Genomic DNA, 12,124 nt, shown 5'->3' with positions numbered 1-12,124 from the left:
CATGAAGATCGTTGTCACGGGCGGCGCGGGCGTCGTCGGGTCCAAGGTCGTCGAGATCCTGGCGCGCCAGGGCCACCAGGTCACGTCCGCCTCGCAGAGGACGGGCGTCGACGTCATCACGGGCGAGGGGCTGGAGGAGGCCCTGGTCGGGGCGGAGGTCGTCATCGACGTCGTCAACCCGTCGACCTACGACGACGAGACGTCGCTTCGGTTCTTCGAGACCTCCAGCCGCAACATCCTGGCGGCGGCCGCCTCCAACGACGTGCGCCACTATGTGGCCCTGTCGATCGTCGGTTCCGAGCGCCTGCCGGAAATCGGCTACTTCCGCGCCAAGCTCCTGCAGGAAGCCCTGATCAAGGCGTCCAGCGTGCCGTACACGATCGTCCGCTCCACCCAGTTCTTCGAGTTCCTGGACGCCGTCGTCGCGGACGGCGCGAACGGCGACGAGGTCCGTCTGCCGCCGGCCCGGGTCCAGTTCATCGCCGCCCACGACGCCGCCGCGGCCCTGGCCGACATCGCCGACCGCGCGCCGGCCAACGACACCCTCGAGGTGGCCGGGCCCGACCCGTTCCGGCTGGACGAGCTGGCGCGTCAGTACCTGGCCGCGCGCGGCGACGCCCGCCGCGTCACGGCCGATCCCGAGGCGCGCTATTTCGGCGCGCGGCTCGACGACCAGACCCTGATCGCGGGCGCGGTCCCGCGGTTCGGCCACACCGAGTTCGACAGCTGGCTGCGGGAGCGGACCGCGCAATAGGCGCGCCGCCCCCTCCCGCTTCCCTCCCCCACAAGGATCATCGCCATGACCGACGCCGCGCCCGTCACCGAAGGCCAGCTGCGCACCCTGTTCCCCGGCCTTCCCCAATCGCCCCTGATCAGCCGGGCCTTCAACCACGCCCGCGAGCGCTGCCCCGCCTTCCTGTTCAACCACGTCGCCCGCTCGTGGATGTTCGCGGTCAAGCTGGCCGCCTTGGACTCCGTCGCGCACGACGCCGAGGTCCTGGCCGTGTCGACCCTGCTGCACGACCTGGGCCTGACCGAGCACGCGTCGGGGCCCAACCGCTTCGAGGTCAACGGCGCCGAAGTCGCCCGGGCCTTCGTGCGCGAGCAGGGCTTCGACGATCGCCGCGCCCAGCTGATCTGGGACAGCATCGCCCTGCACGGCACGCCCTCGATCGCCGCCTTCAAGGAGCCGGAGGTCGCGCTTTGCGCACGGGGGATCGGGGCCGATTTCGGGACGCCGGACAACGACCTGCTGGGCGTTTCGACCATGACCCTGGCCATCGCCGCCGCGCCCCGCCTGGACATGAAGCGCCAGTTCACCGCCTGCGTCTGCCACATGGCCCAGACCAAGCCCGAGACCACCTACGCCAACTTCATCCGCGATTTCGGCGAGCGGCTGGTCCCCGGGTACAAGGCGCCGTCCTGGGTCGACGTGATCGCCAACGGCCCCTTCGCCGAATAGAAAAACGGGCGGCCGTCGGGCCGCCCGTCCTCCCTCGTCGCCAATGACGAAGGCCGCTAGTCGGCGGCCATGGACTCGTTGAGCCAGTCCTCGAAGGCGGTCTCGCCCAGGATCGGATCGGCGCCCGGCGTCAACGACCGCTCTTCCAGGCGGGCGCCGAAATACAGAGCCTCGGGATCGGCGACGACGTTGCGCGGGTCCTGCTGGGCGTCCAGGTACTGCTCGGCGAAGACGTCCAGGCGGAAGGCGTCGGGGCCAGCGATCTCGATCATGCCGTTGACGGGAGCGCCGACCACGGTCCGCGCCAGGATGGCCGCGACGTCGTCGGCGGCGATCGGCTGGATCTGGACCGGCGGCAGGCGGATGGCGTCGCCGGCGGCCGCCGAGTGGACGATGCCCCCGACGAACTGGAAGAACTGCGTCGACCGCACGATCGTCCAGGGGACCGGCGAGGCCTTGATCAGCGCCTCCTGCGCCAGCTTGGCGCGGAAATAGCCGCTGGCCTGCAGGCGCTCGGTCCCCACCACCGACAGGGCGACGTGGTGCTTGACGCCGGCGACCTGCTCGGCGGCCAGCAGGTTGCGGCCCGCGGTCTGGAAGAAGGCCATGGCCGCGTCGTCCTCGAACGAGGGCGAGTTGGCGACGTCGACCACGACGTCCGCGCCGGCCAGCGCCTCGGCCAGGCCTTCGCCGGTCAGGGTGTTGACCCCGGTGTTGGGCGCGGCGGCGATCGCTTCGTGGCCCATGCGGGTCAGGTTGGCGACGGTCTTCGACCCGATGAGGCCGGTTCCACCGATGACGACGATCTTCATGTCAGGTCTCCTTGACGGTTGTCCGGAGAGGTATCGCGCGTCTCTTGGCGCATGGAACGCTATCCATACCGCCAAGTCGGGCGGCCGAAGCTAACCCCGGGGGCGATCCGGGAACAGAGGACGGCGGGTCCGGCCTGTTCCCAGGGAGGACGCGACCTGTCGGAAGGGCGTAGGTCCACCCGCCGGCCGGACGATGGCCGGCGCCCCCGGCGGCCCGGCAAGCTCGGATCACTTCAAACCCCACCGAAGGATCCAACATGACCCCGCGCTTCGCCCCGTTCAAAATCGTCCCGGACCTCACCAACGCCCTGATCGCCGTCGAGAAGGCCCTCGGCGCCGCCGGCATCGAGCACGGCCTGGCCGAGCTGGTGAAGATCCGCGCCTCGCAGATCAACGGCTGCGCCTTCTGCGTCCACATGCACGTCACGGACGCCAAGGCCCACGGCGAAACCGACATGCGCCTGTTCCTGCTGGACACCTGGCGCGAGTCCCCGCTGTTCACCGACCGCGAGCGCGCCGCCCTGGCCTGGACCGAGTCCCTGACCCGGATCGCCAAGACCGGCGCCCCTGACGCCGACTACGAGCTGGTCAAGAGCCAGTTCACCGAGGTCGAGATCGCGACCCTGTCGGTGATCATCGGCCAGATCAACACCTGGAACCGCCTGCAGGTGGCCGCCCGCGCCGTCCACCCCGTCCAGCCGGCCACCGTGGCCGCCTAGGGTCCCGATCTCCGAAGCGACACCGCCGTCGCTTCGGACCCGCGGAGACGCGCGCCGATCCATTCCCCAAAGGCGCGATGCGGCTCCGCTGCGCCCCGGCTCGTCACCGCGAGCCGGGGCGTGACTCTTTCCCCTCCCCGCCCCTCGAAAGGAGGCCCCCATGCTCAAGCCCATCCTCATCGGCCTGGCCGTCGCGCTCGGCGTCGCCGCCTTGGCCAACGGCGTCTTCATGCTGACCTCCCCCGAGGGCTGGTACTTCGCCGTGCCGGGCGTGACGACGACCGGATCGTTCAACCAGCACTTCATCCGCGACATCGGCATCGTCTTCCTGTTCATCGGCGCCGGCTTCCTGACGGGCGCCTTCCAGCCGCACCTGCGGCTGTTCGCCTGGGCCACGCCGACGATCTGGCTTTCCGGCCACGCCCTGTTCCATTTCTGGGAGGTGGCCGTGGGCATCTGCTCGGCCTCGGTCCTGGGCCGGGACTTTCCCGCCGTGACCCTGCCGGCCCTGCTGGGCTGGACGCTGACGGTCTGGGCGCTGAAGCGGGCGCGGATCGACGGCGCGCTCTAGGGCGGCCTGTTTCCCCACCTTCACGCGTCCATGGCCGGAACCGCCGCGCTCCCCCGGGGCGCGGCGGTTTTGCGTCGTTCGCACGCCGAACCGCCGGGCGACCTATACGGCCGCATAGGATCGCCAAACCTACGCCCAGCCCGCCCAGACCAAGGGACGGATGGGGCCGCCGGTCGCCGCCGCCTAGGGTCGGGTCATCAGGCAACGGCCGAACGGCGGCCCCGCGGAGACGACCCCATGACCCTTCATTCGGCGACCTTCACGCCCATGGGCGCGCTCCCGGAAAGGCCGCGCGGCGACACCGCCTCGGTGATCGACCAGCTGCTGCGGAGCTTCACGGACCTCGACGCCGCCCGGGCCGAGGGCGAGCCCGACGCGGGAGCGGACCGCCGCCGCGCCCTGCCCCCGGGCGCCAAGCTGCCCCTCTGGCGCGTCAAGAAGATCGAACGCTTCATCGTGGCGAACCTGGACCGGGCCCTGAGCCTGGAGACCCTGGCCTCGCAGGTCCACCTCAGCTGCAGCCACTTCGCGCGGGCCTGCAAGAACACCCTGGGCCTGACGCCGCGCCAGCTGGTGCTGCGCCATCGGATCGAGCGGGCCCAGGCGCTGCTGCGCGACACGGCCATCCCGCTCAGCCAGATCGCCCTGATCTGCGGCTTCGCCGACCACGCCCATTTCTCGCGGCAATTCCGCCAGGAGGTCGACGCGACCCCGCTCGACTGGCGCCGCCGCAACCGCGCCGCCTCCAACTGAACGGACATCGCCATGAACCAGACAGATCACCAGGCCACGCGCCGCGTCGTGATGACCGCCGGCCTGGGCCTCGCCGCCACGGCGGTCGCGGCCGGCCTCCCTTCGAGCGGCGGCGCCCGCGCGAACACCCCCTCCCCCCAAAGCACAGGAACCAACACCATGGGCAGCGGCTTCGTCACCACCAAGGACGGCACGCAAATCTTCTACAAGGACTGGGGTCCCAAGACCGCCCAGCCGATCGTCTTCCACCACGGCTGGCCTCTGTCGGCGGACGACTGGGACAACCAGATGCTGTTCTTCCTGGCCCAGGGCTATCGCGTGATCGCCCATGATCGACGCGGCCACGGCCGCTCGAGCCAGACCGACACCGGCAACGAGATGGACACCTACGCCGCCGACCTGGCGGTGGTGACCAACCATCTGGGCCTGAAGAACGCCATCCACGTCGGCCATTCGACGGGCGGCGGTGAGGCGGCGCGCTACGTCGCCCGCTACGGCGGCGCGGGTCGCGTGGCCAAGCTGGTGCTGATCGGCGCGGTGCCACCGATCATGGTCAAGACGCCGGACAATCCGGGCGGCCTGCCGATCGAGGCGTTCGACGGCCTGCGCACGGCCCTGGCCGCCAACCGCAGCCAGTTCTACAAGGACCTGCCCTCGGGCCCGTTCTACGGCTTCAACCGCCCCGGCGCGAAGATCAACGAGGCGATCGTCGACAACTGGTGGCGCCAGGGCATGATGGGCGGCGCCAAGGCGCAGTACGACTGCATCGCCGCCTTCTCGGCCACCGACTTCACCAACGACCTCAAGACGATCGACGCGCCGGTGCTGCTGATGCACGGCGACGACGACCAGATCGTCCCGATCGCCGACGCGGCCCTGATCGGGATCAAGCTGCTGAAGAAGGGCTCGCTGAAGGTCTACAAGGGCCTGCCGCACGGCATGTGCACGACGCACGCCGAGATCATCAATCCGGACCTGCTGGCCTTCTTCAAGAGCTGACGGGACCCGGCCTGGAAGCGCCTCCCCCCGATGGAGGCGCTTCCTTCGGGTCGGACCTTTCCAGTGACCATGGACCTCTCGAAAACAGGATCAGCACGGGGAATTGCGATGAGCCGCGGGTCAGCGCATGGTGAGGCCGCCTTGCAAGCGCGCCGCCTTGGGCGCGACCGGGAGACCCTGCCGATCACCGCCCTCGACCCCGAGACCGATCATGTCCTGGCGGGCCGAGCCGTGTCGCTGCGCAACGCGCTGGCGCGCTATTTCCAGCGCCGGGTCCAGGACGCCAGCGAGGTCGACGATCTGGTCCAGGAGGTCTTCCTCCGCATCGTGCGACGCGGAGACGCCGGCGAGCTCGAGAAGCTGGAAGGCTACGTCTTCAGGACGGCCGCCAGCGTGCTGGCGGATCGGGCGCGGCGCCGCAAGGTCCGTCAGGCCGACCGCCACGTCCCCTTCGAGCCCGACTTCCATGCCGGCGAAGCGCCCGGCCCCGAGCGGACGTTGATCGGGCTGGAGACGCTCGAAACCATCGGCGTGGCCCTGCTCGAACTGCCGGAGCGGACACGCCGGGTGTTCATCCTGCGCCGGATCGAGGGCCTTTCGGCCCCGGAAATCGCCCGGCGGCTGGGCGTCTCGCCCAGCGCGGTGGACAAGCACATGCTCAAAGCGGTTCGCCACATCCTGGCGCGAACGAGGGACGACCGATGACCCATCCCCTTGCCCAGGCGGACCAGGTCGCCGCCGCCGAGGAGGCGGCCGCCCTGTGGCTGTTGCGGCGCGACGACGGCCAGGACGTCGAACGTGATCCCCGGTTCGTCGCCTGGCGCGACGGCGCGCCGGAGAACGCGCGGGCCTGGGCCCACGCCGCCGCGATCTGGCAGGCCGCCGGCCAGCCGTCCAGCGACGACCCGCTGTTCGCCGCTCTGAGGCGCGACGCCCTCCAGGCGCGCCCCGATCGCCGGCCCTTCATGGCCGTCGCGGCCGCCATCGCGGCGGTCGCGATCCTCACGGTCGGCCTGGTCTGGACCCAGCTGGCGCCGCGCTTCACCACGGCGCCGGCCCAGCCCGGTCCCGCCGCCGACGCGGCGCCGACCTTCACCGTCGCCGCCGGCGCGCCGGACAGCTTCGCCCTGCCCGACGGGAGCCGCGTCACGCTGAACGCCAATTCCGCGATCGCCGTCGACTATCGGGCCGACAGCCGCGCCGTGCGCCTGCTGCGCGGGCAGGCCTATTTCAGCGTCGTCCACGACGCGCGGCGCCCCTTCACCGTGGCGGCGCGGACGCGGACGATCACCGACCTGGGCACCGAGTTCGACGTCCGGCTGGGCGGCGAGACCCTGACCGTCACCCTCGCCAAGGGCGCGGTCGCCGTGTCGGCGCTCCCCGGGCGCAACGCCGTCAGGCTCTCGGCGCCCGGCCAGCAACTGATCGCGGAAGGCGCCCGGGCCGATACGGTCGCCCGCGTGGACCTGACGGACGTCCTGTCCTGGCGGACGCGCCTGCTGGAGTTTTCCGAAACGCCGCTGGCCCAGGCCGTCGCCGAGGTCAACCGCTACGGCGGCCCGACCGCCAGGATCGTGGACCCCGCCGCCGCGTCGCTGCCCGTCAGCGGCCAGTACCGCGCCGGCGACCCCACCCGCTTCGCCCAGTCCCTGGCCGAGGTCTATCCCGTCGATGTGCGGACGCGCCGCGATGGCGGCGCCGACATCGCCGCGCGCTAGCGAAAACCCGGCTGCGCGAAACCCCCGAAAAATAATTTGCGCCGCGAGGTGTGAGTTCCGGCGCCGGCGACGTTCTTGGTGGGCAGGAGGGCTTCCCATGCCTGCACTGCTCAAGATCGACGCCTACCGCGGAACCCCGGTCGCGGCCGCACCCGACCGTCTCCCGTCCCACTCCGCTCCCCCTTCAGGCCTGAGCGACGGCCACGACAATCCGGTCGTCCTGGTGGTCGACGACGACGACGAGGTCCGCGCGTCGCTCTGCGAACTCCTGGAATCGGTCGGCATCGCCGCGGTCGGGTTCGCCGCGACCAACCGCCTCCTCGAGACCGACCTGCTCGACGCCCCCGGCTGCCTGATCCTCGACGTCCGCATGCCGGGCCTCAGCGGCCTGGCGTTCCAGGAGCAGCTGATCGCCCGCGGCGTCGGCAAGCCGATCATCTTCCTCACCGGTCATGGCGACATCCCGATGACCGCCAAGGCCATGAAGGCGGGCGCCGCGGACTTCCTGACCAAGCCCGTGCGCGACCAGACCCTGCTCGATGCCGTCACCCTGGCCCTCGCGGCCGACGTCCGGCAACGGGCCGAGAACCGCTCCAGGCGCCACAGCCTCGAACTCTACGCCACGCTCACGCCGCGCGAACGCCAGGTCCTTGAGGCGGTCGCCCAGGGCCGCCTCAACAAGTGCACCGCCTTCGACCTCGGGATCAGCGAAGTGACGGTCAAGCTCCACCGCAGCAGCGTCATGCGGAAGATGGGCGCCCGGTCGGTCGCCGACCTGGTCCGCGCCTGGCAGTCCCTGCCGGTCGACGCCCAGCGGGAAATCGCCCATGAGCCCGCTTGAGCGCACGCCGCTTCGGGCGACGCCGTTCGCGCTGTTGATGCTGGACGGACAAGACCCGGATCGTGTCATCGACGCCAATCCGCGCGCGGCGGCGCTGTTCGGGAGCGACGACGAGGCCGCGCTTCTGGGTCCGATGGATCGCCTGTTCGCGGCGACGCCCGGGGCCGCCGGCCGGATCGCCGCCGCGCACCTGGCCGGGCGCGCCGAACATGTCGAGGACATCACGATCCGCCGGCTCGACGGCGGGACCCTCGACGTGCTGCTGCAGGTGACGTACCCGCCGCCCGCGTCGCCAGCGGGGCCGATCCTCGTCCTGATGATCGACGTCACGGACCGGTTGCGTGGCGATGTGTTGCTGTCGTCCATAGCGCACGAGGTCCAGCAGCCGTTCTCGGCCATCGCCACCAACGCCGACGCCGCCCTACGGTGGCTCGGTCGCGACACGCCGCCCCTTGAAAAAGTCCGCCTGCTCCTGACCCGCATCGGCGCCAACGCCCATCGGGCCGGCGATCTCCTGCGGAGCCTTCGGACAGCCCAAGGCGATCGCCAGGCGCACGAAGCGCTCGACGTCAACACCGTGGTCGCCGAGACCTGCGAACTGGTCCGGCACGACGCCGGGGATCGCCGGATCGGGCTCGACGTTGTCCTGGCCGATACGTCCCCCCTCGTGCGCGGCGATCGGATCCAGCTTCAGCAGGTCGTCTTCAACCTGCTCACGAACGCCGTCCAGGCGATCGACCGCTCGACCGCCCGGCGGCGTCGGGTCAGCGTCAGCACCACGATCGGCGACGACGGGGTCCGCCTTTCCGTGACGGACACCGGTCCGGGCGTTCCGCCGAAAGACCTCGACCGCATCTTCGCGCGCGCCTTCACGACCAAGCCCGACGGCATGGGCCTGGGCCTGGCCCTCTGCCGGTCGATCGTCGAGGCGCACCAGGGCGCGATCCACGCTTCGAACGCCCCCGGCGGCGGCGCCCGGTTCGAGGTCGTCCTCCCCGTCGCGTGCGGCGGCTGACGCCTCAGAACCGCGCGGTCAGCGACGCCGTGATCCACCGCCGGCGCGGATCGCCGTACGGACTGAAGCCTAGGTTGGCCGGCGAGGCCACGATCGGCGGACTGCGGTCGAAAAGGTTCTGGATCGACAAACGGGCTTCCAGCGTGCGCGGCGACCCAGAACCGAGTGGAGCGGTGAAACGCCTCAGGAGGCTCAGGTCCACATAGACCTGGGCGGGCACGCGTTCGCCGCCTTGATCGCGGATGTACTCGGCGTTGCCGGCGGAGGCCGGGTCCGCGTACGTCACGCTGTAACTCGCATAGTATTGGGCGTTGAGATCGATGGTCAGCGGACCGCGCGCCCATTCCACGCCGCCGTTGCCACGCCACTCGAGCGGTCCGTCCGCGTACCCGACCTTGTTGATCGTGGCCGCGCCGAACGCGCCCTTCGTGGCGTAGGTCGGCTCCCAGGTGAGCGCGCCGTAGACGCGCACGTCGCCTATGTCTTGCGTCGGCAGTCGCCAGTCGAGCTGGAGGTCCACGGCCTCGACCTCGGTGCGGCCGGCGTTGATCAGGGTCTTGTCGAGCGCGATCACACGACCGACGGCGAAGCCGTCCGCCCTGTCCTGCTCCGTGACCGGGGCGCGGATGACCCGATCCGGATATTGCGCCTCGGCCGCCAGCAATTCGGCGGGGGTCAGCGGGAACCACGTCGGTTCGTGCGACACCGTGGTCCGGGAATAGTCGAGGGATAGACGTGGTCCGCCGCGCCCCTGGGGATTGAGCACGGCGCCGACCGAAAAACTCGTCGCCTCCGCGGGGCCGATCCGGGGCGAGCCGCCCATCAGGATCTTCCAGGACCCTTCGCTTCCGAGCGGCCGGCCCGGCCTGCGCGGATCCTGCACCGTCGCGCCGGGCAGCATGAAGCCATTGGCGCCCTGGAAGTCCGCCAGCGTCGGCGGTCGCTCGCCGGTCGCCAGGCTTGTCCGCAGCATCAGCCACGGCGTCGGCAGGATGCGCGCGCCGCCGGTGAACATCGTCGTGCCATGACGAATGGAGAAGCGGTCGTCCTCCTCGCTCAGCGCGAGGATTTGCAGGGCGCCTTCGTGAATCGACCGGTCGTGCCGCACGGCCAACTGCACCTCGAGGCCGCGCAACAGCGGGTTGTCGGCGTCGTCCGCAACCAGCGGCGCCCGAAGCTCGAAATAGCCGGAGCGAACCTTCTGAACCCGCGACGGAAACTCGAGCGACTGGCTGAAGAGCGTGGTCTTGGAGGTCGCGACGCGATCCTCGCGATCCTCGACGAGCAGCGTGGCCGTGAGCGGCCCGCCGGGAAGGCTCAGCAGAGGCCCGGACAGACGCACCGACGCGTCGACCAGATGGCCCTTCAAATAGAGCTTGTCTTCCGTGGGAAACGCATAGGTCGGGAGCGCGGCGAGCACGGCGGCCCAATCGCCGAACGGGACCAGGGGCGGTTCGCCCCTGGGACCCGGCTGGCCGCTCGCGACCGCCGACAGGATGCCGACATCCGCGCCCAGCGTCTCGCGCCGATAAATGGAACGACCGACCGTGTAGTCGGCCGACGCCTTCCAGCCGTGGGGAAGCTCCACGATGCCCCCCGCGCTCCAGCGATTGGTCTCGATAGAATACGAGGTTTCGTCGCTCAGCAGGCTCATGGGGAAGCTGAGCGCGATGTCCTGGTCGAAGGGGTTGCCCGGCGCGTCGGCCGACAACAGGAACGTCCTGTCCCGGCTCTTGCCGACCCAGCGGCCGGTATTCCTGAGATAGACGCCGTCGGCGTAAACCTCGACCTTCGAGCCGAACCGATGGCGGATGTTGGCCAGGCCCGAGGTCGTATGGCCCCTCGTCGCGATGTAGCCGCGCTTGCCGGAAGGGTCGTCGGCGATGTCCGCCGGCGTCTTGCCGGCGTTGGCCACGAGCAGCGCGTTGGCGTCGGCGCTGGTTCCGCTGAACCCCAACGGCAGGAAGGTGAAGGCCGCGCCCAGCGCCGCGCCGCCGCGATCCGCGTCGAGGATCAGGTTCCCGTCGAGGCTGGCGACCGAGACGCCGTTTCGAATGGGAAGCGACAGCGCATAGCCTTCGGGATTGTTGGCGAACCGCAGGCGGTCCGCGCCTTCCACGTAGTTCCTCCGCCCCGTCTGGAGCGGGTCCGCCTCGCCGTGGGAGACGAACAGCATGACGTCGGTGTCGCCGTGGTCCGGCGTGAAGCCTAGCCGGCCTTCCACGCGGAATTGCCGGGAGTCGCCGCGGTCGCTTCCCCCCGCGTGGGCCGTCAGTTCCGCGCCCCGATAGTCCCGCCGCAGCACGATGTTCACGACGCCCCCGACGGCGCCCGGGCCGTAGATGCCGCCCGCCGTGGTGGTGAGCACCTCGATCCGCTCGACGGCGCCCGGCGGGATGCCGTTGATGTCGGCCTGGTTGAAGTCGCCGCTCGTCGACGGCACGAAGGGCATGCGACGGCCGTCCACCAGGACCAGCGTCGAGGTCTCGCCGAACCCCCGGAGATCGATCGACGAACGGGTCTCGCCGCCCCCCAGGGCCAGGGGCCCCGCCTGGGTGTTGGCCGGTTCGCGGACACGCAGGAACTCGTCGATCGTCGCGCGGGCCGCCGTGTCGATCTCGTCCTGGCCGAACACCTTGTACGGCTGGATGTCATTCTGGGTCCGGCGGATGTCGGCGTTCTGGGTGCGCCGCCCCACCACCAGCAACTCCGCCACGGCGCCGTCGTCGTCGCCCTGGGCCCTTTCGACGGGCCGGGGCTTCGGAAGCGCGAACAGCACGATGACGCCGTCCGGCGTCCTTCGATAGCCGACGCCGCTGCCCGCCAGCAACTGGGAGAGCGCCGCCTCGCCGGACAATCGGCCGCGGACGGGGCGCGCCTTCAGTCCCCGCACCAGGTTGCGGTCGTAGAGCAGCTCTATGCCCGTCCGCCGCGCCAGCTCGGTGAGCGCCGTCGCCATGTCCTTGGCGCGGATGTCCAAAGGCGCCGTGGGCGCCGTGGGCGCGGCAGCCGCCGCACCGACCGCGAGGCAGGACGCCGACAGCAACGATAGGGCGAGCATTCGCAAAGAAGGAATCCCCGAGTCGCGATGGGAACTCGCTATCAGAGACTTCACCCGTTGTCGTCCCAGCCCCCCGGCGATCACCGAGAGCCGTGTTCACCGCCTACAGGACGGTTCGAGCGCAAACGCCGCGCCTCCCGCTTGGGCACGAGCTCTACGCCCGAAGTCCCGCT

At 70.6% G+C, this 12,124-nt stretch carries 12 protein-coding genes; 10 read left to right on the top strand and 2 right to left on the bottom strand.

The genetic code is table 11. The annotated features are described in order from the left end of the window. Position 1 precedes the first annotated feature (1 nt). Together BR39_RS0114040 and BR39_RS0114035 are read left to right on the top strand one after the other, a co-directional pair. Positions 2-754 (top strand): SDR family oxidoreductase, encoded by a 753-nt coding sequence (locus BR39_RS0114040; RefSeq protein ID WP_029912985.1) that lies wholly within the window; start codon positions 2-4, stop codon positions 752-754. 45 nt (positions 755-799) lie between these two features. Continuing rightward, positions 800-1,462: a hypothetical protein gene (locus tag BR39_RS0114035; protein ID WP_051695697.1), complete on the top strand. Its 663-nt coding sequence runs from the start codon at positions 800-802 to the stop codon at positions 1,460-1,462. A gap of 56 nt (positions 1,463-1,518) precedes the next feature. On the opposite strand, the gene BR39_RS0114030 is transcribed toward BR39_RS0114035, so the two are convergent. Next, on the bottom strand, positions 1,519-2,274 hold the full coding sequence (locus BR39_RS0114030) for an SDR family oxidoreductase (protein ID WP_029912979.1): 756 nt from the start codon (positions 2,272-2,274) through the stop codon (positions 1,519-1,521). A gap of 257 nt (positions 2,275-2,531) precedes the next feature. Here BR39_RS0114030 and BR39_RS0114025 point away from each other — a divergent pair, with 257 nt between their 5' ends. The 8 genes from BR39_RS0114025 to BR39_RS0113990 all read left to right on the top strand — a co-directional run bounded on the left by BR39_RS0114025 (position 2,532) and on the right by BR39_RS0113990 (position 8,890). Beyond that, the gene (locus BR39_RS0114025; protein ID WP_029912976.1) at positions 2,532-2,993 is read left to right on the top strand and encodes a carboxymuconolactone decarboxylase family protein; all 462 of its coding nucleotides are present in this window, start codon (positions 2,532-2,534) and stop codon (positions 2,991-2,993) included. A gap of 160 nt (positions 2,994-3,153) precedes the next feature. Next, positions 3,154-3,564, top strand: a complete 411-nt coding sequence (locus BR39_RS0114020) for a hypothetical protein (protein ID WP_029912971.1) — start codon at positions 3,154-3,156, stop codon at positions 3,562-3,564. A 237-nt stretch (positions 3,565-3,801) separates the two neighbouring features. Further along, the gene (locus BR39_RS25850) at positions 3,802-4,317 is read left to right on the top strand and encodes a helix-turn-helix domain-containing protein (RefSeq protein ID WP_051695694.1); all 516 of its coding nucleotides are present in this window, start codon (positions 3,802-3,804) and stop codon (positions 4,315-4,317) included. Between the two features lie 159 nt (positions 4,318-4,476). Beyond that, positions 4,477-5,316 carry an alpha/beta fold hydrolase gene (locus BR39_RS0114010; RefSeq protein ID WP_369795644.1) on the top strand — a complete coding sequence of 280 codons (840 nt, stop codon included), beginning with the start codon at positions 4,477-4,479 and terminating at the stop codon, positions 5,314-5,316. Between the two features lie 141 nt (positions 5,317-5,457). After that, the gene (locus BR39_RS0114005; protein ID WP_197026707.1) at positions 5,458-6,021 is read left to right on the top strand and encodes an RNA polymerase sigma factor; all 564 of its coding nucleotides are present in this window, start codon (positions 5,458-5,460) and stop codon (positions 6,019-6,021) included. Next, positions 6,018-7,034 (top strand): FecR family protein, encoded by a 1,017-nt coding sequence (locus BR39_RS25845; protein WP_051695691.1) that lies wholly within the window; start codon positions 6,018-6,020, stop codon positions 7,032-7,034. The genes BR39_RS0114005 and BR39_RS25845 overlap by 4 nt, the downstream gene beginning before the upstream one ends. 97 nt (positions 7,035-7,131) lie before the next feature. After that, entirely contained in the window at positions 7,132-7,875 is a 744-nt protein-coding gene (locus BR39_RS0113995; RefSeq protein ID WP_081916796.1) for a response regulator transcription factor, read from the top strand. Beyond that, positions 7,862-8,890, top strand: coding sequence for a PAS domain-containing sensor histidine kinase (locus BR39_RS0113990; RefSeq protein WP_051695689.1), 1,029 nt, complete (start codon positions 7,862-7,864; stop codon positions 8,888-8,890). Before BR39_RS0113995 ends, BR39_RS0113990 begins: the two co-directional genes overlap by 14 nt. Positions 8,891-8,894: 4 nt before the next feature. On the opposite strand, the gene BR39_RS0113985 is transcribed toward BR39_RS0113990, so the two are convergent. Then, positions 8,895-11,951 (bottom strand): TonB-dependent receptor, encoded by a 3,057-nt coding sequence (locus BR39_RS0113985; protein ID WP_081916794.1) that lies wholly within the window; start codon positions 11,949-11,951, stop codon positions 8,895-8,897. Between the last annotated feature and the right edge of the window lie 173 nt (positions 11,952-12,124).

This window comes from Caulobacter sp. UNC358MFTsu5.1, assembly GCF_000712075.1.
In the GTDB taxonomy this organism is placed as follows: Bacteria; Pseudomonadota; Alphaproteobacteria; order Caulobacterales; family Caulobacteraceae; genus Caulobacter.
The sequence above is the reverse complement of the archived record's forward strand: the minus strand, read 5'-3'. Positions and strand labels throughout refer to the sequence as shown.

Bases quoted from the DNA above. Each gene is read 5' to 3' on its own strand.
- BR39_RS0114040 (WP_029912985.1), top strand. From the start codon at position 2: ATGAAGATCGTTGTCACGGGCGGCGCGGGCGTCGTCGGGTCCAAGGTC.
- BR39_RS0114025 (WP_029912976.1), top strand. From the start codon at position 2,532: ATGACCCCGCGCTTCGCCCCGTTCAAAATCGTCCCGGACCTCACCAAC.
- BR39_RS0113985 (WP_081916794.1), bottom strand. From the start codon at position 11,951: ATGCTCGCCCTATCGTTGCTGTCGGCGTCCTGCCTCGCGGTCGGTGCG.
- BR39_RS0114035 (WP_051695697.1), top strand. From the start codon at position 800: ATGACCGACGCCGCGCCCGTCACCGAAGGCCAGCTGCGCACCCTGTTC.
- BR39_RS0114010 (WP_369795644.1), top strand. From the start codon at position 4,477: ATGGGCAGCGGCTTCGTCACCACCAAGGACGGCACGCAAATCTTCTAC.
- BR39_RS25850 (WP_051695694.1), top strand. From the start codon at position 3,802: ATGACCCTTCATTCGGCGACCTTCACGCCCATGGGCGCGCTCCCGGAA.
- BR39_RS0114020 (WP_029912971.1), top strand. From the start codon at position 3,154: ATGCTCAAGCCCATCCTCATCGGCCTGGCCGTCGCGCTCGGCGTCGCC.
- BR39_RS0113995 (WP_081916796.1), top strand. From the start codon at position 7,132: ATGCCTGCACTGCTCAAGATCGACGCCTACCGCGGAACCCCGGTCGCG.
- BR39_RS0114030 (WP_029912979.1), bottom strand. From the start codon at position 2,274: ATGAAGATCGTCGTCATCGGTGGAACCGGCCTCATCGGGTCGAAGACC.
- BR39_RS0113990 (WP_051695689.1), top strand. From the start codon at position 7,862: ATGAGCCCGCTTGAGCGCACGCCGCTTCGGGCGACGCCGTTCGCGCTG.
- BR39_RS25845 (WP_051695691.1), top strand. From the start codon at position 6,018: ATGACCCATCCCCTTGCCCAGGCGGACCAGGTCGCCGCCGCCGAGGAG.